Origin of the sequence: Pseudaeromonas paramecii (assembly GCF_039540575.1) — a bacterium.
Taxonomy (GTDB): domain Bacteria; phylum Pseudomonadota; class Gammaproteobacteria; order Enterobacterales; family Aeromonadaceae; genus Pseudaeromonas; species Pseudaeromonas paramecii.
In genome coordinates, this window is record NZ_BAABFC010000009.1 from 215131 (window position 1) to 236073 (window position 20943).

The 20943-nt window shown below is 64.8% G+C and carries 18 protein-coding genes and 6 tRNA genes; 12 read left to right on the top strand and 12 right to left on the bottom strand.

Going from position 1 to position 20943, the window contains the following annotated elements:
* Positions 1-47 precede the first annotated feature (47 nt).
* Positions 48-1091, bottom strand: a complete 1044-nt coding sequence (locus tag ABD847_RS06460; protein WP_345011183.1) for an AI-2E family transporter — start codon at positions 1089-1091, stop codon at positions 48-50.
* 119 nt (positions 1092-1210) lie between these two features.
* Here ABD847_RS06460 and ABD847_RS06465 point away from each other — a divergent pair, with 119 nt between their 5' ends.
* From ABD847_RS06465 to ABD847_RS06475, 3 genes are all read left to right on the top strand, one after another.
* The gene (locus ABD847_RS06465; protein WP_345011185.1) at positions 1211-2107 is read left to right on the top strand and encodes a TIGR01777 family oxidoreductase; all 897 of its coding nucleotides are present in this window, start codon (positions 1211-1213) and stop codon (positions 2105-2107) included.
* 61 nt (positions 2108-2168) lie between these two features.
* Positions 2169-2747, top strand: a complete 579-nt coding sequence (locus tag ABD847_RS06470; RefSeq protein ID WP_345011187.1) for a sigma-70 family RNA polymerase sigma factor — start codon at positions 2169-2171, stop codon at positions 2745-2747.
* Complete coding sequence (locus tag ABD847_RS06475) at positions 2747-3004, top strand: anti-sigma factor family protein (protein WP_345011189.1); 258 nt, start codon at positions 2747-2749, stop codon at positions 3002-3004. The genes ABD847_RS06470 and ABD847_RS06475 overlap by 1 nt, the downstream gene beginning before the upstream one ends.
* A 26-nt stretch (positions 3005-3030) precedes the next feature.
* Here ABD847_RS06475 and ABD847_RS06480 read toward each other — a convergent pair whose 3' ends face one another.
* Positions 3031-5463 carry an ABC transporter permease gene (locus tag ABD847_RS06480; protein WP_345011191.1) on the bottom strand — a complete coding sequence of 811 codons (2433 nt, stop codon included), beginning with the start codon at positions 5461-5463 and terminating at the stop codon, positions 3031-3033.
* Complete coding sequence (locus ABD847_RS06485; RefSeq protein WP_345011465.1) at positions 5460-6143, bottom strand: ABC transporter ATP-binding protein; 684 nt, start codon at positions 6141-6143, stop codon at positions 5460-5462. Before ABD847_RS06485 ends, ABD847_RS06480 begins: the two co-directional genes overlap by 4 nt.
* 4 nt (positions 6144-6147) lie before the next feature.
* On the opposite strand from ABD847_RS06485, the gene ABD847_RS06490 reads away from it, so the two are divergent.
* The 3 genes from ABD847_RS06490 (at position 6148) to ABD847_RS06500 (ending at position 9029) form a co-directional block, all read left to right on the top strand.
* Entirely contained in the window at positions 6148-6771 is a 624-nt protein-coding gene (locus tag ABD847_RS06490) for an arylesterase (RefSeq protein ID WP_345011467.1), read from the top strand.
* A gap of 121 nt (positions 6772-6892) precedes the next feature.
* Positions 6893-7573: a response regulator gene (locus ABD847_RS06495; protein ID WP_345011193.1), complete on the top strand. Its 681-nt coding sequence runs from the start codon at positions 6893-6895 to the stop codon at positions 7571-7573.
* Between the two features lies 1 nt (position 7574).
* Positions 7575-9029, top strand: coding sequence for a HAMP domain-containing sensor histidine kinase (locus ABD847_RS06500; RefSeq protein ID WP_345011194.1), 1455 nt, complete (start codon positions 7575-7577; stop codon positions 9027-9029).
* A 148-nt stretch (positions 9030-9177) separates the two neighbouring features.
* On the opposite strand, the gene ABD847_RS06505 is transcribed toward ABD847_RS06500, so the two are convergent.
* From ABD847_RS06505 to ABD847_RS06540, 8 genes are all read right to left on the bottom strand, one after another.
* Positions 9178-9253, bottom strand: a tRNA-Ala gene (locus ABD847_RS06505).
* Between the two features lie 10 nt (positions 9254-9263).
* A tRNA-Ala gene (locus tag ABD847_RS06510) sits at positions 9264-9339 on the bottom strand.
* Between the two features lie 45 nt (positions 9340-9384).
* Positions 9385-9460, bottom strand: a tRNA-Ala gene (locus ABD847_RS06515).
* Positions 9461-9500: 40 nt separating this feature from the next.
* Positions 9501-9576, bottom strand: a tRNA-Ala gene (locus ABD847_RS06520).
* Between the two features lie 209 nt (positions 9577-9785).
* The gene (gene gltX, locus ABD847_RS06525; protein WP_345011196.1) at positions 9786-11195 is read right to left on the bottom strand and encodes a glutamate--tRNA ligase; all 1410 of its coding nucleotides are present in this window, start codon (positions 11193-11195) and stop codon (positions 9786-9788) included.
* Positions 11196-11300: 105 nt separating this feature from the next.
* Positions 11301-11375: transfer RNA gene (locus tag ABD847_RS06530), tRNA-Gly, on the bottom strand.
* A 19-nt stretch (positions 11376-11394) separates the two neighbouring features.
* A tRNA-Gly gene (locus ABD847_RS06535) sits at positions 11395-11468 on the bottom strand.
* 109 nt (positions 11469-11577) lie between these two features.
* Positions 11578-13116, bottom strand: a complete 1539-nt coding sequence (locus ABD847_RS06540; RefSeq protein ID WP_345011198.1) for a sensor domain-containing diguanylate cyclase — start codon at positions 13114-13116, stop codon at positions 11578-11580.
* A gap of 248 nt (positions 13117-13364) precedes the next feature.
* Here ABD847_RS06540 and cydD point away from each other — a divergent pair, with 248 nt between their 5' ends.
* The 6 genes from cydD to ABD847_RS06570 all read left to right on the top strand — a co-directional run bounded on the left by cydD (position 13365) and on the right by ABD847_RS06570 (position 20005).
* On the top strand, positions 13365-15143 hold the full coding sequence (gene cydD, locus ABD847_RS06545) for a heme ABC transporter permease/ATP-binding protein CydD (protein WP_345011200.1): 1779 nt from the start codon (positions 13365-13367) through the stop codon (positions 15141-15143).
* 8 nt (positions 15144-15151) lie between these two features.
* Positions 15152-16885 carry a heme ABC transporter ATP-binding protein/permease CydC gene (cydC, locus tag ABD847_RS06550; RefSeq protein WP_345011469.1) on the top strand — a complete coding sequence of 578 codons (1734 nt, stop codon included), beginning with the start codon at positions 15152-15154 and terminating at the stop codon, positions 16883-16885.
* A 64-nt stretch (positions 16886-16949) separates the two neighbouring features.
* Entirely contained in the window at positions 16950-17339 is a 390-nt protein-coding gene (rcsF, locus tag ABD847_RS06555; RefSeq protein WP_345011202.1) for an Rcs stress response system protein RcsF, read from the top strand.
* Complete coding sequence (gene tsaA / locus ABD847_RS06560; RefSeq protein WP_345011204.1) at positions 17336-18058, top strand: tRNA (N6-threonylcarbamoyladenosine(37)-N6)-methyltransferase TrmO; 723 nt, start codon at positions 17336-17338, stop codon at positions 18056-18058. The genes rcsF and tsaA overlap by 4 nt, the downstream gene beginning before the upstream one ends.
* A 97-nt stretch (positions 18059-18155) precedes the next feature.
* Positions 18156-18362, top strand: a complete 207-nt coding sequence (locus ABD847_RS06565) for a hypothetical protein (protein WP_345011206.1) — start codon at positions 18156-18158, stop codon at positions 18360-18362.
* Positions 18363-18451: 89 nt separating this feature from the next.
* The gene (locus ABD847_RS06570) at positions 18452-20005 is read left to right on the top strand and encodes a SulP family inorganic anion transporter (protein WP_345011208.1); all 1554 of its coding nucleotides are present in this window, start codon (positions 18452-18454) and stop codon (positions 20003-20005) included.
* 53 nt (positions 20006-20058) lie between these two features.
* On the opposite strand, the gene ABD847_RS06575 is transcribed toward ABD847_RS06570, so the two are convergent.
* The gene (locus ABD847_RS06575; protein ID WP_345011210.1) at positions 20059-20799 is read right to left on the bottom strand and encodes a phosphatase; all 741 of its coding nucleotides are present in this window, start codon (positions 20797-20799) and stop codon (positions 20059-20061) included.
* Positions 20800-20943: the final 144 nt, after the last annotated feature.

Below are 20943 nucleotides of genomic sequence, written 5' to 3' on the forward strand. Positions count from 1 at the left end.
TTTCTCGCCAGTAATCTACACAGTTACCCACAGGATCTGGGGATAACCTAAGCTCTGGGCAACCCTTCACCGTTGGACAGCAGAGCCGACAACCAGCCCAGCCCCTGGGTGGACTCCACCCCGATCTTCACCACCATGGTCAGGGGCACCGACAGCAGCATGCCCACCGGGCCCAGCAGCCAGCCCCAGAAGATCAAGGAGAGGAACACCACCAGATCCGAGATCCCCAGTCCCCGCCCCATCACCCGCGGTTCGATGAGATTTCCCGCCACAAAGTTGATGACCAGGTACACGGCCGCCACTCCGGCTGCCCCCACGGGCCCCAGCTGCAACAAGGCCAGCAGCACAGGCGGCACGGCGGCGATGATGGAGCCGATGTTGGGAATGTAGTTGAGCAAGAAGGCCAGCAGCCCCCACAGGGGGGCGTAGTCCACGCCGATAAGCCAGACCGCCAGACCGGCAAACAGGCCGGTGCCCAGGCTGATCAGCGTCTTGATGGCCATGTAGCGATTCACCGAGTCCAGGAAGCGATCCAGCTGGGACATACGCATCTGGGGATCCTCCAGCGCCAGGTGCAAGCGTCTGGGCAGGCTGGCCGCCTCCATCAGCATGAAGATGACGGTCAGCAGCAACAAGAACAGATTGGACATCAGGCTGGAGAAGCCCTTCAGCATGTTACTGGCCAGGTTCATGGCCATGCCGGGATCCAGGTACTCCATCAGCAGATCCGGCGTCAGACTGATGTTGAAGCGGGCCAGTTGTCCGGTCAACCAATGGAAGTTGGCCCCCAGCTCGCTGCGATAACGGGGCACATCCCGGGCAAAGCTGTTCACCGAACTGCCCACCATGCCGGTGAGTCCCAGCAGCAGTATCACTATGATGGCCACCACCAGCAGGATGGCGAGCCCCCGGGGCAGGCGCCAGCGCACCAGCAGATTGACCAGGGGGTGACAAATCATGGCGATGAAACAGGCCAACACGAAGGGCACCACCACCAGGGAGGCCGCCTTGATCCCCGCCAGCACCACCACCACGCAGGCGCAGCCCAGCAGGCCGCGCAGCAAGGGGGAGAGAGACGACTCGACACTCATGACTCAGACTCCAACTCAAACCCAGGCTCCACTGTAAAGCAGCGTCAGCCGAATACCAACTGAAACGCTGGCGCGCCATTTGCGCTAAGCTGGCAACAGGCATCGGCCGAGGAGTTCTCATGCATCTACTCATCACGGGCGCCAGTGGCTTTATCGGCCAGGCGCTGTGCCAGCACTGGCAAGGCAAACACCAACTCACCCTGGTGAGCCGGGATCCCGCCGCACACAAGCCAGCGCGCGGCGGCCGCCCGCTGCCCTGGGTCAAACTCAGTCAGTTGCAGGATCTCACCCCCTACGACGGTATCGTCAATCTGGCCGGAGAACCCATCATGGCGCACCGCTGGCGCCAAGCACAACAGACCGCTATCGGCCAGAGCCGCTGGCAGATCACCGCCCGCCTGGTGGATCTCCTGAGTCGTAGTCAGCCCAAGCCCCGGATCTGGCTCAACGCCTCGGCCATCGGCTACTACGGCTGGCACGGCGACGAGCCCCTCACCGAAACCCAAGGCCCTGTGACGCCCGGCTTCACCCACGACATCTGTGCCCGCTGGGAGGCGCTGGCCATGGAAGCCAGCCAGTGGGGCGCCCGTGTCTGTCTGCTGCGCTTTGGCATGGTGCTGGGCAAACAGGGCGGTGCCCTGGCGCAGATGCTGCCCGCCTATCGCCTGGGGCTGGGCGCCACCTTGGGCGATGGCCAGCAGATCTACTCCTGGATAGCCTTGCCGGATCTGTTGCGCGCCCTGGACTTCCTGCTCAGCCACCACGACTGCCAGGGGCCTTACAACCTCACCAGCCCACAACCGGTTTGTCAGGCGGACTTCTCCCGCCAGCTGGCGGCGGCCTTGCAGCGGCCCCACTGGCTGCACCTGCCGTCCGGTCTGCTGGGCCTGCTGCTCGGAGCACGTGCCGACCTGCTGCTCAAGGGACAAAAGGTCCTGCCCAGCCGACTGCAGGCGGCGGGCTTTGTGTTCGACTACCCCAGCCTGGCCCTGGCCCTGCCTGCCTTGCTGCGCTGACGCTGGATCTGCCACCACACTGCGGTTAATCTGCCCACACCCACGTGGCCAAGGAGAGCCCATGCCCAGACTGGATGACCCGCAGCAGTGGCTGCCCCGCCATGGCGATGCCCTCTATCGCTATGCACTGCTCCACCTGCGTGACGCCGCCTTAGCCGAAGAGTTGGTACAGGAAACCCTGCTGGCCGGGCTGGAATCTCAGCACAATTTTGCCGGTCAGAGCAGTACCCGCACCTGGCTGGTGGCCATTCTCAAACACAAGATGCTGGACCACTACCGACGCCTGCGCCGTGAGCAGCCAGAGGCCGAACCGGATGCCCAGCTGGCCGACTTGCTGGATCCTGCCGCCAGTCAGTTTCTGCCCGACGGCCACTGGACCCAGCCCCTGCAGCGCTGGGGCGATCCCCATGGGCTGGCCCAGCGGCAGCAGTTCCTGCTGGCTCTGGAGGAATGCCTGGCCAGCCTGCCACCCCGGCTGGCCCGCCTGTTCATGCTGCGCACCCTGCTGGATGAGGCCAGCGAGACCCTGTGTCAGGAACTGGCCATCACGCCGACCAATCTCTGGACCCTGTTATACCGGGCACGGATGGGCTTGCGCCGCTGCCTGGAACGGGACTGGCAACAAGGGGAGTCTGTCTGATGATGATGTCCTGTCGCGCCGCCAGCCGCCTGCTGAGTGAACAGCAGGAGCGGCCCCTGCGGCTGGGGGAGCAGTTGGCCCTGCGCCTGCACCTGTCGCTGTGTGGCAACTGCCTCCAGTTTGCCCGGCAGCTCACCGGTCTGCAGCTAAGTCTGCGCCAACTGAGCCAGCAACAACTGGACGATGCCGGACCCGAATTGTCTGGCGATGCCCGGGCGCGGATTGCCCAGGCCTTGCAACAATACAAACGGCGCTAGATGCGAAACCGTCTGTCAACCTCGGCTTAAAAGGCGCGCAAGCGCGCGCCCAGCGCCTGACGCAGCTGCTGCGCCACCATCAGTGAGGTGGTTAGCCACACCAGCAGCGCCCCCATCACCGGCAGCCCCAGCCACAAGGCCGGCAGGCTCCGCCAGGGCAGCAGACTCCATAGCTGATGACTGAGGCGCAAGGCCACCTCTGCCCCCAGTGCCGCCGCCAGACCGGCCAAGGCGCCCAGGGTCAGCAACTCCCAGCGCAGCGCCCCCTTGAGCTGCCCGGCACTGGCACCCAGGGTGCGCATCAACACCAGCGAAGGGCGACGGCGAGCCAGCTCCGCCTGCACCTGCACCAGCAGCACCAAGAGACCGGCCAGGGTGATGAGCGCCGCCATCAGTCCCAGCGCCTTACCAATCCGTTCACTCATGGCCTGCAGCTTGGCCATCAGTTCGTCCACGTTGATCAGGGTCAGGGCGGGGAACTGCCGCACCAGCTCCCGCTCCAGGGCACTGTCCGGCGACAAACGCAGGCTGGCCATGGCACTGCTGGGCTGCTCGGCAAACAGATCCGGCGAGAAGATCATGAAGAAGTTGGGCTGCAGATCCTGCCAATTCACCTGCCGCAAACTGCTGACCCGCGCCCGTACCGCTTGCCCAGCCAGATCGAAGCTCAACCAGTCGCCCAGCCCGATCCCCAGTCGCGTCGCCACATCAGACTCGACCGATACCTGCTGCCCCTGCCCCGCCTGCCACCAGGCGCCGGCCAGCAGGCGATTGTGTGCCGGCAACTGAGCAAGCCAGGTGACGGTGAGCTCCCGGTGGATGCCTTCACGCCCCAGCTCCCCCTCCTGCTGGGTCACAGGCTCATCGTTGATGGCCGTCAGGCGCCCCCGCAGCACGGGATAATAGGTGGGCGCCGCAATCCCGTGGGCGGCCAGCAGCCGGTCGAGCGGTGCCTTGTCCTGGGGCGCTATGTTCAACACGAAGCGATTGGGCGCGTCTGCCGGCAGTTGGGTCCACAGGTCGGACAGCAAGGCCTGGCGCACGCCCAACAGCAAGCCCAGCAACATCAGCGGCAAGGCCAGCACCTGGGCCTGCAGCGCACTACGCCACCCCTGGCGCCGCAGCTGCCGCACCGCCAAGGCCAGCCCAGAGCCGGGGCGCCCCCGGGGTAGCAACCACAGCAACAGCCGCACCAGCAGGGTCAGCACCAGCCCAACCAGCAAGAGTCCCGCCAACAGCGCCAGGGTGAGCGGGCCATCCCCAGTCACCAGCCAGCACAACAGCAGTGCTCCCAACAGCAGCACGGGCAGTCCCAACCAATCGGGCAGTCCGGGTTTCAGCCCCTGGCGCAGCACCCGCAAGGGCGGCACCTTGAGCAGTTGCAAGAAGGGCCAGAGGCTCAACAGCACGGTGGCCAGCACCGCCAACAGGCCCCCCAGCACAAAAGGCCAGGGGCCCGGCGACGGCAGCGTCTTGGGCAACAGATCCCCCAGCAGCAGGATAAATCCCTGCTGCAACAGCATTCCGGCCACCCCCCCCAGCAGTCCCCCCACCAGCGCCACCGCCAGCAGCAAGCCGCTCATCAGCCCCCAAAGGGTTCGCCGACGGGCCCCCAGCACCTTGAGCAGGGCCATCATGTCCTGCTGGCGCTGGGCAAACCGGCCCATGGCCAGGCTGATGGCCATGCAGCCCAGCAGCAGGCCAATGAGGGCGGCCAGGCGAAAGAAACGCTCACTGCGGGCCAGAGACTGACTCATCATGCCCTCCCCCTGCCCGGGGCCCACCAGCTGCTGGCCAGGCTTGAGCTGAGGTTTCACCTCGGCCTGCCAGGCAGCCAGGGCCGCCGCCGGCCCCTGGAATTGATAGCGGTAGCTCAGGCGGCTGCCCGGCAGCAGCAGACCACTGCGCTCGGCATCCGCCAGGTCGATGAGGGCGCGGGGGGCCAGCAAGACAGGCGAGAAGCCCTCGTCGGGTGTCTGCAGCACCCGCCCAGCCACCTGCAGCTCCAGCTCGCCCAGTTCGACCGTCTGCCCCACCGCCACCTGCAAGCGCTGCATCAGCTCGGGAGAGAGCCAGATCCGGCCGGCGGCGACGGTGGCGGGTGGCTCCAGTTGCAGTTGACCATAGAAGGGATAACCGGGCCCCACCGCCTTGATGCTGGCCAGCTGCAGGGCGTCTTCGTGAAACAGCATGGAGTTGAACACCAGGGTCTGACTCCAGGCCAGACCCTGCTGCCGGGCCGCAGCCAGCCAGGTATCCGGTACCGTCTCGGCACTGCGCAGCTGCAGATCCCCGGCCAGAAACTCCCGGCCGCCCTGGGTCAGGGTCTGTTGCAGACGATCCGCCACCAGGGCCACGCTGAGCACGCAGGCGACGCTCAGGGCCAAGGCCAGCACCACGGCGCGCAGCTCCCCCCGCCATAGCTCGCGGCCGACGAGCCGCAGCAGCAGGCGGCTCATGCCTGTGGCTCCAGCAGGCGTCCGGCCGACAGCCTGAGCTGGCGACCACAGCGGGCCGCCAGGGCTTCGTCATGGGTCACGATCACCAGGCTGGTACCATGGCGCCGGTTGAGCTCGAACAGCAGATCCGTGATGTGCTGCCCGGTCTGGCTGTCCAGGTTGCCGGTGGGCTCGTCCGCCAGCAGCAGCGCCGGCTGCCCCATGAAGGCCCGGGCGATGGCCACCCGCTGCTGCTCGCCGCCGGACAACTGACTGGGCAGGTGATCGAGGCGCTGAGCCAGCCCCACCTCCGCCAGCAGCGCCCGAGCCGCGCCTTCCGGGTCGGCCAAGCCAGCCAGCTCTGCGGGCAGCATGACGTTCTCCAGCGCCGTGAAGCTGGGCAGCAGCAAGAAGGATTGGAAGATGAAGCCCAGCTGCCGGGCCCGCAGTGCCGCCCTGGCCTCCTCATCCAGTTGGGTGATCTCCTGCCCCGCCAGCCGGATGCTGCCACTGCTGGGCAGATCCAGTCCGGCCAACAGTCCCAGCAGGGTGGACTTACCGGAGCCCGACGCCCCCAGCAAGGCCAGACTCTCCCCTGCCTTGACATCCAGCTGTATCCCTTCAAGGATGGTCAGGGTCTGGGTGCCCCACTGCAGTCTGTGGGTCAGATCCCGCACTTCTATCATCAAGGGTGATGTCATGCGCATGCTTCTCGTCTGTCTGTGGTTTGTCTTTAGCATACCTGCCTGGGGGCAGGGATACAGCCTACTGGTGCTGGGGGATAGCCTGAGCGCCGGCTATCGCATGGCCGCCGAGCAGAGCTGGCCAACCCTGTTGACCCGGCAACCGCCGCTGGCCGGTGCGCCCCTCACCGTCATCAATGCCAGCGTCAGTGGTGAAACCAGCCAGGGCGGCCTGACCCGGCTGCCCGCCCTGCTGCAATCCCATAGCCCCGATTGGGTGCTGGTGGAGCTGGGCGCCAACGATGGCCTACGGGGCCTGCCCGTCAACCAGACCCAGGCCAATCTGGCAGCCATCATCACCCAGAGTCAGGCGGCCGGCGCCCAGGTGGTGCTGATGCAGATCCGCTTGCCCCGCAACTATGGACGCCGCTTCATTGACCGTTTCGAGGGGATCTATCCCGCCTTGGCCAAGCAGTTCCAGCTCCCCCTGATGCCCTTCTTGCTGGAGTCCCTCTACGATCAGCCTGCACTCTTGTTTGAAGACGGACTGCACCCGCGTGCCGAAGCCCAGCCGCAGATCGCCGCGCAAATAGCGGACTTTCTGGCGCCGCTGTTGACTGCCAACCGATCCAATGGCGCCAGCTAATGCCAAGCGAAACCACTAACATGTAAAAACAGGTAAAAGAAAGCGCATAGAGATCCAGCCCCTTGTCCGGGCTAGGGCAACTCGTATCATGAACCCTCCCTGAGCAGTAGGATGAGTAACAATGACCCGGGTATTGCTAGTAGATGACGATCTGGACCTGTGCGCCATGCAGGCCGAATACTTGACCATAGAGGGCTATGAGGTGGTGCAGGCCCACGATGGCGAAACCGCCGTCCACCACGCCCTAGCTGAATCGTTCGACATCATGCTGCTGGATGTCATGTTGCCCAAGCTCAACGGTGCCGAAGTGCTGCGCAAGGTGCGCGGCAACAGCATGATGCCGATCCTGATGCTCACCGCCAAGGGGGACGACATAGATCGTATCCTGGGCCTGGAGCTGGGGGCCGATGACTATGTGGCCAAGCCCTGTACTCCCCGCGAGCTGGTGGCGCGCATCCGCGCCATACTGCGTCGCAGCCAGCCGCAACCGCAAGGGCTGGCGGATCACCAGATCGGTGCCCTGCGCCTGGCCCCCAGCCGCCGTCTGGCCTACTGGGACGAGCAGGTGCTGGATCTCACCAGTACCGAATTCAATCTGCTGGAAGTGCTGGCCCGCCATGCCGGCCGCGCCGTGAGCAAGGAAGAGCTCTCCAGCCAGGTGCTGGGCCGCAGCCTGACCCGCTACGATCGCAGCATTGATGTCCATATCAGCAACCTGCGCCAGAAACTGGGCATGCTGTCCGATGGTCGCTCCCCCATCCAGACCATTCGAGGGCTGGGCTACCAGCTGTTAGCTGCCTGATATGAGAAGTATTTTCTGGCGGATCCTGCTGACCTTCTGGCTGACCCTGGTGCTGCTCTTGGGCGGCACCAAGCTGGGCTCCATGATCTATGAAGAGTACAAGAACCAGCTGAACGACCCCATAGACAACTCCCCCATGAGCCGCCAGATCATGGAGGCCATGGGCAACGTGATACGCCAAGGTGGCATTCCCCTGCTCAACACCTTCTATCGCCTGCGGCCGGTGCCACCGCCGGAGTTGTTCGGCCCACCGGATGACCGCAATGGCTTGCTGGAACCGCGTCTACCGCCGGAACGGGGCATGCCCCCACCCGAGACGCAGATCCGCGTCACCGATGGCCAGGGCCACGAGCAGGTCGGCCTATCCGTTCCTCCCGGGATCTGGGCGCGGGTGCAGTCCCTGATCCAGCAGCAGGATCCCCGGGTGCTCACCGCCAAGGCCCCCGATGGCCAGACCTATTATCTGTTCCGTCTGCGTGACAAAAATGCACCTTCGGGCTTTTTTTTCCTGTTGCACCACCCCCTGACCTTTCCCTTGCTGATGATGCTGGCCAGCCTGCTGTGCAGCGCCCTGCTGGCGGCCCATCTGGCCAAGCCCATCCGCCTGCTGCGGGATGGCCTTCGTCAGGTGGCGGACGGCCGCTTCGATCTGCAGATCGGTCAGCAGATGGGCCATCGCCAGGACGAGCTGGGTCAGCTGGGGCGGGATGCCGATCTCATGGCTCAGCGGCTCAAGAGCCTGATCGGCGCTCAGCAGCGCCTGCTGCACGATGTCTCCCATGATCTGCGCTCCCCCCTGGCCCGGGTGCAGGTGGCCCTGGGGCTGGCCCGCCAGAGTCCGGATCGCTTTGACGATGCCCTGTCGCGTATCGAGCATGAGACCCACAGGCTCAATCAGATGATTGAAGAGGTACTGACCCTGGCCAAACTGGAGGCCAGGGTCCCCATCAGTGGCGATGACTACCTGGATCTGGTGTCCCTGCTGCAAAGCCTGGTGGACGATGCCCGCTTCGAATATGCCGCCGAGGGGCGCCACTTCGACCTGCTGCTGGATACCGAGGAGGACATACTGCTGCATGGTCGGGCCGAGCTGTTGCTGCGGGCCTTCGACAACCTGATCCGTAACGCCGCCCAGCACAGCCCGAGGGGCACGCCGGTACACCTGACGGTCACGGTCAATGCGCCGGCCAATCAGGTGGTGGTCAGCTGTTGCGACCAGGGACCGGGTGTGCCTGAGGCGGATCTGGAGACCATCTTCACCCCCTTCTACCACCACGATCAGAGCCAGGGCAAAGGGTTGGGGCTGGCCATCGCCAAGCGGGCGATAGAGGCCCATGGCGGAACCATCCTGGCCCGTAACCGGGAGCAAGGTGGATTGGCCATTCTGGTGACCTTACCCATAGCCCAGGCCAACATGGCTAAGGAGCTGTCCATGGAGGCAGCCCCCGGGTCGTAACCGGCAACGTGAGTCCAAACCCTCCCGCTCGCGGTGAAGGACCAAGCGCAGCAAGACGGAGTGACGTCCCCTCAGGCACTGAAGGGACGTCACTCTATGGTGAATGGGAAAAAGCAAAAGGCCCGTCAGAGACGGGCCTTTTGTGATTTGGTGGAGCTACGCGGGATCGAACCGCGGACCTCTTGCATGCCATGCAAGCGCTCTCCCAGCTGAGCTATAACCCCAAATCAAGGTTGGTGGAGCTAGACGGGATCGAACCGTCGACCTCTTGCATGCCATGCAAGCGCTCTCCCAGCTGAGCTATAGCCCCACAAATCTGTGGTTTCGAACGCCTGAGCATTCGACTGAGAATATTTGGTGGAGCTACGCGGGATCGAACCGCGGACCTCTTGCATGCCATGCAAGCGCTCTCCCAGCTGAGCTATAACCCCACTACAGGTGCGAATACGTATCGCGACGTTTTCTGGAAGTTGGTGGAGCTACGCGGGATCGAACCGCGGACCTCTTGCATGCCATGCAAGCGCTCTCCCAGCTGAGCTATAACCCCACAATCGCAGGCTTCCAGAGTGCTGGACTCACCGTGTTAACCGGCGAGCGAGGCGCATATTAGGCAGCCGGCCCCTGTGTGTCAACAAAAAAATCGCCCTGCCTGACTGGTCGTCCAAATCCTCGCCAGCCTGACCAAAAAGCCTGCAAGGTGCCGCCTCAGGCCAAAAAAAACCCCGGCGTAGCCGGGGTTTAGCGAACCAGTCCGCCTCAGGCGGCTTGACTGGCCAGTTGGGCAATCACCTTGTCCAGGCGTGCCAACACCCGCTCGCGACCTACCAATGCCATCACGGCATCGATGGAGGGGGACTGGCCCAGACCGGTGACGGCGACCCGCAGGGGCATGCCCACCTTGCCCATGCCCAGCTCCAGCTCAGCGGCGGTAGCTTCAATGGCATGGTGCAGGGGTTCCACTTCCCAGCTGGTCAGGGCAGCCAGCTTCTCCCGCAGCAGTTGCAGCGGTGCCAGGGCGCCGGCCTTGAGGTGCTTCTTGGCCGCGGCCTCGTCAATGGCCTCATACTCCTCGAAGAAGTAACGGCTTTGTCCCGCCATCTCCACCAGGGTCTGGCAACGCTCCGCCAGCAGGGTCACCACCTCGGTCAAGGCCGGGCCCTGGCTGAAGTCGATGCCCTGGTCGTGCAGGTGCCACTCCAGGTGCTTGGCCACATAGGCGGGATCCAGGCTGCGGATGTAATGGTTGTTCAGCCACTTGAGCTTGTCGGTGTTAAACGCAGAAGCCGACTTGTTGATGGCGTTTAGGCTGAAGTACTGGATCATCTCGGCCATGGAGAAGATCTCCTGATCGCCGTGGGACCAACCCAGGCGCACCAGGTAGTTGAGCAGGGCCTCCGGCAGATAGCCGTCATCCCGATACTGCATCACGCTCACGGCGCCGTGGCGCTTGGACAGCTTGGCACCGTCATCCCCCAGAATCATGGAGACGTGGGCAAACTCGGGCACAGGGGCCCCCAGGGCCTTATAGATGTTGATCTGACGGGGGGTATTATTCACATGGTCCTCACCCCGCACCACATGGGTGATCTCCATGTCCCAGTCGTCGATCACCACACAGAAGTTGTAGGTGGGGGCGCCATCGGTGCGACGGATGATGAGATCATCCAGCTCGCTGTTGGCAAATTCGATGTGGCCACGCACATGGTCATCGAAGGCCACCACGCCATCCTGGGGATTGCGGAAGCGGATCACATGGGGTTCGTCGGCGCTGTGATGGTGCTGACCATCGCGGCAGCAACCATCGTAACGGGGCTTCTCACCGGCGGCCATCTGCTGTTCACGCAGGGCTTCCAGGCGCTCCTTGGAGCAGTAGCAGCGATAGGCCTTGCCTTCGGCCAGCAGTTGGTCGATCACCTGGTTGTACCGGTCAAACCGCTTGGTCTGGTAGAAGGGACCCTCTTCCCAGTTCAGCCCCAACCAGTTCATCCCCTCCATGATGGCGTCGATGGCCTCCTGGGTGGAACGCTCCAGATCCGTGTCCTCGATACGCAGCACGAAGGTGCCCTGGTGATGACGGGCAAACAGCCAGGAATAGAGAGCGGTACGGGCACCACCGACGTGCAGGAAACCGGTGGGACTGGGGGCAAAACGGGTTTTGACTTTCATGCTTAAACGCCTTGTAAGAGAGATGCCCTGAGGGGCCGACGAGAAATGGCGGCTATTCTAGCACTCAGGCCAGATCAGGCCAACGACCGGGACATCAGGCGAAATTGGAGCGGGCAGCGGGAATCGAACCCGCATCATCAGCTTGGAAGGCTGAGGTAATAGCCATTATACGATGCCCGCCTGGGCAAGAAGGGATAAGTGGAGCGGGTGATGGGAATCGAACCCACGCTATTGGCTTGGGAAGCCAAAGTTCTACCATTGAACTACACCCGCTGCGGTGCGCACTACTATAGGGATTTTTTACGTCAACGCAATGGGCAGGCCTCCGCTTTCTACCCTGGCCCCCACCGATTGCTCAGGCTTTAGGCAAACTGTCGTCGCTTTACCCAGAGGACAGGGGCGGCAATTGCTGGCCCCGGGCGCAGTTACGTCCCGCCCCCTTGGCCTGATAGAGCGACTCGTCCGCCACCATGTGCCAACGGCGGCCGTTGTCCTTGCCCTGCGGAATGCCGGCGGTATAGCCGCAGCTGACCGTCACCCGGTTGGCACAGCGACTGCTGGCATGGGGAATGTCCAACTGGGCCACATTCTGGCAGATCCGCTCCGCCACCTGGTGGGCCACCGCCAGATCGGCGCCTTCCAGCAACACCACGAACTCCTCGCCGCCATAGCGGGCCACCAGATCCGACACCTTGTTCACCGAGCGAGCGATGGCCATGGCCACCTGTTGCAGCACCTTGTCCCCTTCCGGGTGACCATAGTGGTCGTTAAACGGCTTGAAGTAATCCACATCAATCATCAGTAACGCCAGCGAGCCACTGGCCTGCTTGGCCCGCAGAAAGGCCTGGGTGAATACTTCCTCAAAGCGGCGGCGGTTGGCGATGCCGGTGAGGCTGTCCTCATAGGAGTAGCGGGCCAGGATCTGCTGCTTGATGGCCAGTTCGTCCAGCAGGCCGACGAAGCTGTTGCTCAGACGGCCAATTTCATCGTTGCGCGTCGGCGGTGCCGGAATGGCCTGCAGATCGTTGCGCCACACCAGCCCGACATACTGCTCCAGCTGGCGCAAGGGTCTGAGCACCAGCCGATGGATGAGGTAGATGAACACCAGGGTCAAACCACCCAGCGCCACCGCCGTGAAGACCCAGGCGTACTCCAATGTCTCACCGGCCAGTTGGCCCAACTCACTGCTCACCTGCACCGTCAGCAGCAGGCTGGGCACACCCGGCTCCTGCCAAGGCTCCGTCACATGGGTCACCCGGTGATCTTCGATGCGATAGCGGGAAAAATCCTGCGGCGCCGATACCTGGCTCAACGAAAAAGGCACCCCGGCGATCTGTGCCAAATGGTCAAGATAAGCCGGGGTCAACAGCCGTCCCATCAGCAGGGCACCGTTGACCGGCCCCTGTTTGTCCGAATGCAGCACCGGCTGCAGGCTGATGGCCATCAGGCCGGAGGGCGTCGGCACTATGCCTTCAAAGCTGTCTGTCTTATCACCCGAGGGGCGGGAAAACAGCGCGCGGAACAGCTGCAGATGCTGCAGATCCGGCGGGATCAGCAGCGTCAAGGCCCTGGGCATCCCCGCCTCGTCCTGCGAGGTCAGGGAGCTGATCAGGCGCCCTTCCTTGTCGTAGAGCAAGAAGAGATCCAGCTCCAGCCCGTCCATGGTCTCGGGTATCAGGTTCTCGTTGGCGAAGGTGGGATTCGGGGCCGAGGCATAGTCATAGAGGCTGTCCCAGGAAGACCAGTCCTGACTGATGCGCTGCAGATCGTGCAACTCCCGTTGCAAGACCATGGCGACCCTGTGCTGCTGACTGTCGGCAAACTGCTTCTCCATGGAGAGCACCAGCGGGTGCAAAAACAGCCGCACTTCCCCCATCAGCAGCAGTTGCAGCAGCACGAGGAACAGCAGGCAAAGCAGCAAAAACTTGTGCCAAATAGATAACTGTCGCCTTGGCAACCCAGCCACCCCCTTGTTATTTAAGGAAGAAATTATCACCACACCCGATAATGCCCTTCAATCATAGCCCAAGGCGCTCCTCGCAGACGAGGTCAGGCGCACAGGCTGCGTCTGCTGCTGTAAAACAAGCATACAAAAGGCTTCTAATTGCCAAGGTAACGGGCTCGGGGTAGGCTTGCACGGCTATTTTCACGAGTGAACCGCCTGGTCCCATGGATAAATCACGTCAACGCACCCTGACCGGCTGGCTGCGTCAGGGCAGCCGCCTGGCCCGCCCCTGGCTGGGCATCACACTGCTGCTGGGCACCCTGTCAGCCCTGGTCATCATAGCCCAGGCCTACCTGCTGGCCCGCCTGCTGCACGGCATCATCATAGACCAGCAGGACAGGCACAGCCTGCTCATGGGCATCACAGGCCTGCTGCTGCTGGCCCTGCTGCGCGGCCTGCTGGCCTGGGCCAAGGAGCAGAGCGCCTTCCGTGGCGCCGCCCGGGTACGCCAGGGGGTGCGGCGTCAGGTGCTGGACGCCCTGCAGGCCAGAGGCCCCGCCTACCTGCAGCAAAAACCCGCCGGCAGCTGGGCCAGCCTGCTGCTGGAACAGGTCGAAGAGCTGCATGACTTCTATGCCCGCTATCAGCCCCAGGCCATGCTGGCGGTGCTCCAGCCCCTGCTGATCCTGCTGGTGGTGTTTCCGGTGAACTGGGCCGCCGGCCTGATACTGCTGGCCACCGCCCCCCTGATCCCCTTCTTCATGATCTTGACCGGCATAGGTGCGGCCGACGCCAACCGGCGCAACTTCCAGGCCCTCTCCCGCCTGTCGGCCCATTTTCTCGATCGTCTCAAGGGCCTGGCCACCCTGCGCCGCTACCACAGGGCCCAGGCCGAAGGTGCCGCCATCACCGCCGCCTCGGAGGATTTTCGCGAACGCACCATGGAAGTGTTGCGCATGGCCTTCCTCAGCTCGGCGGTGCTGGAATTCTTCGCCTCCGTCTCCATCGCCGTGGTGGCGGTCTATTTTGGCTTCTCTTATCTGGAACATCTGAATTTCGGTGATTACGGACGGGGCGTCACCCTGTTCGCCGGCCTGTTTGTGCTGCTGCTGGCACCGGACTTCTTCCTGCCCCTGCGGGAGCTGGGCAGCCACTATCATGCCAAAGCCCAGGCCATCGGCGGCGCCGATCAGCTCGAAGCCTTCCTGGCGCAACCCCTGCTGCAACTGCAACAGGGGGACAGCCCCTTCCTGGCCGACGGCCCCGTCAGCATCGAAGCCCGGGATCTGGAGGTGCTGAGCGCCGACGGCCAACGGCTGCTGGGCCCATTGAGCTTCAGCCTGCCCGCCGGTTGCCGCACCGCCCTCATAGGTCGCACCGGCGCCGGCAAGAGCAGCCTGATCCAGGCCCTGCTGGGCTTTGCCCCCTATCGCGGCAGCCTGAAGGTCAACGGCCAGGAGCTGGCCAGCCTGGAGATGACCAGCTGGCGCCGCCATCTGGCCTGGCTGCGCCAAAACCCGCGGCTCATTCACGGCAGCCTGCGGGACAACCTCTGTCTGGGGCTGGACGCGGTCGACGAGGCGGCCAGGCTGGACGCCCTGCGCCAGGCCGGCGCCCTGGCCCTGCAGCAGGACAAGGGCTGGGACTACCCCATAGGTGAGCAGGCCGCCGGGCTGTCGGTGGGTCAGGCCCAGCGGCTGGCCCTGGCCCGCACCCTGCTGCACTCGGCCCAGCACCCGGCTGGCCTCTGGCTGCTGGATGAACCCACCGCCAGCCTGGATCGCCATACCGAGCAGCAGATCATGGACGCCCTGGCTCCGCGGCTGGCTGGCCCCACCAGCCTGATGGTCAGCCACAGACCCGAACAGTTGCAACAGGCCGAACGCTGGCTGCTCATCGAGGCCGGCCAGCTGGTGGCCGACGGCAGCCCGGCGGAGCTGGCCACCCATCCGGCCTATCAACGGCTGGTCATTCACCACAACGCCCAGGAGCCGCGCCCATGATCGCCGCCATCCAGGCACTCTGGCCCTACTTGCGCCTGTATCGCCAGCACGCCCTGCCCCTGCTGTTGGGGCTGTTGCTGAGCCTATTCACCCTGGCCGCCGGCATCGGCCTGCTCTCGCTGTCCGGTTGGTTCTTGAGTGCCTGTGCCGTGGCGGGGCTGACCCTGGCCACCCGGCAGAGCTTCAACTACCTGTTCCCCGCCGGCGGGGTGCGCTTCTTGTCCATCATGCGTACCGCCGGGCGCTGGGCCGAGCGGGTGGTGAGCCACGACGCCACCTTCCGCCTGCTGACCAGCCTGCGCAGCCGCTTCTGGCAACAGCTGCTGCCCCTGCCGTCGGCGCGGCTGCAGGGCTTCCGCCAGGCGGATCTGCTCAACCGCCTGGTGTCGGACATAGATGCCCTGGATCACCTCTACCTGCGCCTCATCACCCCACTGCTCAGCGCCCTGCTGATGTTGCTGGCGCTGTTCGGCTTCCTCTGTCTGTTTGACCCCAGCCAGGCGGCCGTGCTCACCGGGGTGCTGAGCCTGCTGGTGGTGCTGCTGCCCCTGCTCTTCTACCGCCTGGGCCAGGCGCCGGGCCGCGCCCTGGCCCTGAGCCGGGCCAGCCTGCGCACCCAGCTGGTGGACTATGTGGACAACCAGGCAGAGCTGCTGCTGTGCGGCGCCGAACCCAGCTGGCGGGCCAAACTGGAAGCAGACGAAGCCCACCTGCTGACCCAGCAACGCCGGCTGGCCAGCCTTGGCGGGCTGGCCACCGGCCTGTTCCAGTCCCTGCTGGGCATGGTGACGGTATTGATGCTCTGGCTGGCCGCCGATGGCGTGGGTGAGGCGCCCCCCGGCCCCCTCACCGCCCTGATGGTGTTCGTCAGCCTCGCCGCCTTCGAGCTGGTGCTGCCATTAGCCAATGCCTTCACCCACCTCTCCACCACATTGACCGCCGCCCGCCGTCTCAACGAGATCACGGCCCCCGGAGAACGGCTGACCTATGGTGAACACCCAACACCGGCCCAGACGGGCCAACTGCATATCCGCGATCTGGCCTTTGCCTACGGCGCCGCTCCCCGGGTGCTGACGGATCTGTCGCTGGAGCTGGCGCCCGGTCAAAAGGTGGCGATTCTGGGCCCCACCGGCTGTGGCAAGTCCACCCTGCTGAGCCTGCTGACCCGGGAGCTGACCCCGGCCAGCGGCAGCCTCACCCTGGACGGCAGGCCCCTGGCCGACTATTCAGAAGGCGCCTTGCGCGCCTCCATGGCGGTGGTAGGCCAGCGGGTTCACCTGTTCAGCGCCACCCTGGCGGACAATCTGCGGCTGGCCAAGCCCACGGCCACGGACGACGAACTGCTGGCGGTGCTGGCGGCGGTGGAGCTGGATCGCCTGCTGCCGGAAGCCGACCCCCGCAAGGCCCTGGCCCTGTGGCTGGGGGAAGGTGGCCGGCAGCTCTCCGGCGGCGAGCTGCGCCGGCTGGAGCTGGCCCGCGCCCTGCTGCACGACGCGCCCCTGCTGCTGCTGGACGAAGCCACCGAGGGGCTGGATCCCGCTACCGAGCAGGCGATCCTGGCGCTCATCCTGCGCCACGCGCAGGACAAGAGCCTGCTGATGATCACCCACAGACTCACCGGCCTGGCCCAGATGGACAGCATAGGTCTGCTGGAGGATGGGCGTCTGCGCTGCCTGGCCCCCCACGCCGAGCTGCTGGCCCAGGACGACCATTACCGCCGTCTGCATCAACAGTTGGCCTAGCCGACTGGAGCCCAAGGGGAGGCTGGCCCTATAATGGTCGCCTCCCTAACGCTCAGGATGCCCCATGCGCAGATTACCCCTTGCCCTGCCCCTTTCGCTCTGTCTAACCCTGCTGACCGGCTGCAGCTACTTCAGCGTTCACACCAACATCGATAAAGAGAACTTCACCGAATACTTCAAGCCGGGCTCGGTGGCCCTGGTGGAGAAGGCCCAGCTAGAAGATCTCAACTACCAGGTGCTGGGCACGGTAGAGGCCGAGTCCTGCCAGGCCGATGCCGACCAGCCGGTGCCCAATCTGGGGGATGCCAGAACCGAGGCCCGCCGCAAGGTGGCGGACATGGGGGGGAACGGTTTGCTGATGGGCAAGTGTGTCACCCTGGCGCAGACCGCCGATTGCCTCAGCAGCCTGCTGTGTTACGGCCAGGCCCTCAAGGTGGCGGAGCCGGCACAGTGAGCCCGTTACCCCAGCTGCAGGCGGTGGGGCGAATCCACTCCCCCTACCAGGAGAAGTTCTCCGTGCCCCGCCAGCCGGGGCTGGTGACCGCAGGTGAAGCCCGGTTGCAACTGCTGCCCCCCTTCGACGATCCCCTGACCCTGGAGGGGATCACCCAGTTCTCCCATCTCTGGCTTATTTTCGTGTTCCATGAGTGTCTGGCGCAGGGCTGGCAGCCGCGGGTGCGGCCGCCGCGCCTGGGCGGCAATCAGAAGGTGGGGGTGTTCGCCACTCGCAGTCCCTTCCGGCCCAACGGCCTGGGGCTGTCGGTGGTGCGCCTGCGGGGCGTCACCCAGGATGCCGACGGTCTCTGGCTGGAGCTGGAAGGGGTGGATCTGGTGAACGGCACCCCAGTGGTGGACATCAAGCCCTATGTGCCCTTCGCCGACAGCCTGCCGGAGGCCGACGGCGGCTTTGCCCCGGCGCCGCCCACCACCCGGGAGGTGATCTTCACCCCAGCCGCCCAGGCGCAGCTGGCCCAGGCCAGCGCGCAGCATCCGCAGCTGGCGACCTTCCTCATTCAGGTGCTGGGCCAGGATCCCCGCCCCGCCTACAAGCAGCTGGCCGAGGACCCCAAGGAGTACGGCGTGCACCTGTATGACTACAATGTGCGCTGGCAGGTACAAGATGGCCGCATCCAGGTGCTGGCGCTGGATCCCTGGCCAGGGTCCCAGGCATAGGCCCCCTGGCAAGAGTCCCAGGCATAAGCCCCCTGGCAAGGGCCCCTGGCATAGGCCCCCAGGCAAACGACGACAGGCAAGACACCGAGGTGACCGAATGAAGATACTATTCCTGCTGCTCCCCCTGGCCCTGGCCGCCTGCGGCCCCGCCAAACCCGACAAACCGGCCCAGGCCAAGCCACGCCCGCTGGAGAGCCAGCATCAGGCCCTGGATCAGGCCCGCGCGCTGGAGCAGCAACTGCAGCAACAGGCGGACGCCCAGCAAACGGCCATCCGCCAGCAAACCGACGCCGCCAGCCAGTAATCCGATCCGGTTTAGGGTTGTGATCCGCCGGTCATGCCGTTAGCATGACCGGCTTTTTTATGACCAGCGCAAACCCTAGGGATGGCACCATGTTTCAATTTCCACACTTCGCCCGGGCCAACACCCGGCAGGATCTGCTCTCCGGCCTGACGGTGGCCCTGGCCCTGGTGCCGGAGGCGGTGGCCTTCGCCTTCGTCGCCGGGGTCTCCCCCATGGTGGGCCTGCACGCCGCCTTCATGATGGGGCTCATCGCCGCCCTGTTTGGCGGCCGGCCGGGCATGATCTCCGGCGCCACCGGCGCCATGGCGGTGGTGGCCGTCGCCCTGGTGGCCGAACACGGGGTGGAGTATCTGTTTGTGGCTGTGTTGCTGGCCGGCCTGCTGCAGCTGGGTGCCGGCCTGCTCAAGCTGGGCAAGTTTATCCGCCTGGTGCCCTACCCGGTGATGATAGGGTTCGTCAACGGCCTGGCCCTGGTGATCTTCCTGGCCCAGCTGGGGCAGTTCAAGGTGCCGGATGCCAGCGGCCAGCTGCATTGGCTCGGCGGCCCGGATCTCTACCTGATGCTGGGGCTGGTGGCCCTCACCATGCTGATCATCTGGGGCCTGCCCAAGCTCACCACCGCGATTCCCGCCTCCCTGGTGGCCATCCTCACCATCACGCTACTGGTGCAGGGACTGGGGCTGGAGACCCGCACCGTCATCGATTTTGTCCGCGGCATGACGGGGGATGCCGGCGCCAGCCTGGCCGGCAGCCTGCCGGCCTTCCACCTGCCCCAGGTGCCCTGGAGCCTGGAGACCCTGCAGATAGTGCTGCCCTATGCGGTGATCCTGGCCTCGGTGGGCCTGATCGAGAGCCTGCTGACCCTGAACCTCATCGACGAGATGACCCAGACCCGGGGCAACGGCAACCGGGAGTGCCTGGGCCAGGGGCTGGCCAACGTCACCAACGGTCTGTTTGGCGGCATGGGCGGTTGCGCCATGATAGGCCAGTCCATGATCAACATCGAATCCGGCGGGCGCGGTCGCCTCTCCGGCATCAGTGCCGCCCTGCTGCTGATGGGCTTTGTGCTGTTCGGCGCGCCGCTCATCGAGCAGATCCCCCTGGCGGCCCTGGTGGGGGTCATGTTTATGGTGGTGCTGGGCACCTTCGAGTGGGCCAGCTTCAAGATGATGGGCAAGGTGCCCAAGCAGGACGCCTTCGTCATCCTGCTGGTGACCCTGGTGACCCTGCTGACCGATCTGGCCCTGGCGGTCTTTACCGGCGTCATCGTCTCGGCCCTGGTGTTTGCCTGGCAGAACGCCCGCCAGATCCGCGCCCAGCGCTGCCAGGAGGGCGAGATCCTGGTCTACCGGCTGAGCGGTCCCCTGTTCTTCGCCTCCAGCCGCCGCTTCGGTGAGCTGTTCAGCCCCCAACAGGATCCCCAGCGGGTGATACTGGACTTTGCCGACTCCCGGGTGTGCGACCACTCGGCCATCGAGGCCATCGACAGCCTGGCGGAGCGCTATCAGCAGGCCGGCAAGCGGCTGCAACTGCGTCACCTGAGCCCGGACTGCCGCCGCCTGCTGCGCCGGGCCGGCGATCTGGTGGAGGTAGACCTGGCCGAAGATCCCCTGTATGCGGTGATCAGCGAGCTGCAGGACTAGCCGCCCAGCAATGACAAGGGGACCCTAGGGTCCCCTTGTTGTTTTTAACGGCCTTACAAGTTCGCCAGCTCGGCGATGGGCGGCTTGCCGCGAGACTCCAGAAAGTCCAGCAGGGCGCGGGGCGAGCGGTTAAGCAGGCGCTCCTCCGGGAAGCCCACCGCCGCCAGCAGGGCCTCACCCTTGGCGTGGTTGCCCAGATCGAAGGCGATGTGGGCATCTGAGCCCAACACCAGGGTGGCCCCCAGATCCCGCGCCAGCTCGGCGATGCGCCGGCAGTTGCTTTCACTGCCCACTCGGGACTGCAGGAAGGAGGAGTTGTTGATCTCCAGCGCCACGTTGAACTGCACCGCCGCCGCCACCACCGCCTCCATGTCGATGGGGAAATTGGGGTTGCCCGGATGAGTGATGATGTCCACCACGCCACCGCGCATGGCATTGATCATGGCCCGGGTATGATCCTCCTGGCAGCTGGGCGGAAACACCGGCTGGTGAAAGCCCGCCAGCACGATATCCAGGCAGCCCTGCAGCCGCTCGTCACAGTCGGTCTCACCGAACAGGTTCTTGATGTTGGCTTCCATGCCTCTGAGGATGCCGATGCCATCCACCAACCTAGGCACCACCTTCATGTTGATGAAGTGCCAGGGATGGGGGGCGTCGGCCATGGCCGGGCCATGATCCGTGGTGGCAAACAGGCGGATGCCCTTTTGCCGGGCCTCTGCCAGGTAGTCATGCAAGGTGCTGTAGGCATGGGTGCTGGCGACTGTGTGGCTGTGGACATCAACGAGATACGGCATGGTGATAACCCTCTTAAGCGACCGGCCACAGGATACCACAGGCGGCCTCCCCGGCGGCACAATGCCGGCCAGTGAGTGACGGCTTACGGTCCTGGCGCCCACGCCGGCAATTTCCCCTTTATGCCCAATACCCTGGCCTGCTAG

What these genes read in the sequence shown, in the direction of transcription:
- ABD847_RS06460 (WP_345011183.1), bottom strand. Translation starts at nt 1,091, where the DNA reads ATGAGTGTCGAGTCGTCTCTCTCCCCCTTGCTGCGCGGCCTGCTGGGC.
- ABD847_RS06465 (WP_345011185.1), top strand. Translation starts at nt 1,211, where the DNA reads ATGCATCTACTCATCACGGGCGCCAGTGGCTTTATCGGCCAGGCGCTG.
- ABD847_RS06470 (WP_345011187.1), top strand. Translation starts at nt 2,169, where the DNA reads ATGCCCAGACTGGATGACCCGCAGCAGTGGCTGCCCCGCCATGGCGAT.
- ABD847_RS06475 (WP_345011189.1), top strand. Translation starts at nt 2,747, where the DNA reads ATGATGATGTCCTGTCGCGCCGCCAGCCGCCTGCTGAGTGAACAGCAG.
- ABD847_RS06480 (WP_345011191.1), bottom strand. Translation starts at nt 5,463, where the DNA reads ATGAGCCGCCTGCTGCTGCGGCTCGTCGGCCGCGAGCTATGGCGGGGG.
- ABD847_RS06485 (WP_345011465.1), bottom strand. Translation starts at nt 6,143, where the DNA reads ATGACATCACCCTTGATGATAGAAGTGCGGGATCTGACCCACAGACTG.
- ABD847_RS06490 (WP_345011467.1), top strand. Translation starts at nt 6,148, where the DNA reads ATGCTTCTCGTCTGTCTGTGGTTTGTCTTTAGCATACCTGCCTGGGGG.
- ABD847_RS06495 (WP_345011193.1), top strand. Translation starts at nt 6,893, where the DNA reads ATGACCCGGGTATTGCTAGTAGATGACGATCTGGACCTGTGCGCCATG.
- ABD847_RS06500 (WP_345011194.1), top strand. Translation starts at nt 7,575, where the DNA reads ATGAGAAGTATTTTCTGGCGGATCCTGCTGACCTTCTGGCTGACCCTG.
- gltX (WP_345011196.1), bottom strand. Translation starts at nt 11,195, where the DNA reads ATGAAAGTCAAAACCCGTTTTGCCCCCAGTCCCACCGGTTTCCTGCAC.
- cydD (WP_345011200.1), top strand. Translation starts at nt 13,365, where the DNA reads ATGGATAAATCACGTCAACGCACCCTGACCGGCTGGCTGCGTCAGGGC.
- rcsF (WP_345011202.1), top strand. Translation starts at nt 16,950, where the DNA reads ATGCGCAGATTACCCCTTGCCCTGCCCCTTTCGCTCTGTCTAACCCTG.
- ABD847_RS06565 (WP_345011206.1), top strand. Translation starts at nt 18,156, where the DNA reads ATGAAGATACTATTCCTGCTGCTCCCCCTGGCCCTGGCCGCCTGCGGC.
- ABD847_RS06570 (WP_345011208.1), top strand. Translation starts at nt 18,452, where the DNA reads ATGTTTCAATTTCCACACTTCGCCCGGGCCAACACCCGGCAGGATCTG.
- ABD847_RS06575 (WP_345011210.1), bottom strand. Translation starts at nt 20,799, where the DNA reads ATGCCGTATCTCGTTGATGTCCACAGCCACACAGTCGCCAGCACCCAT.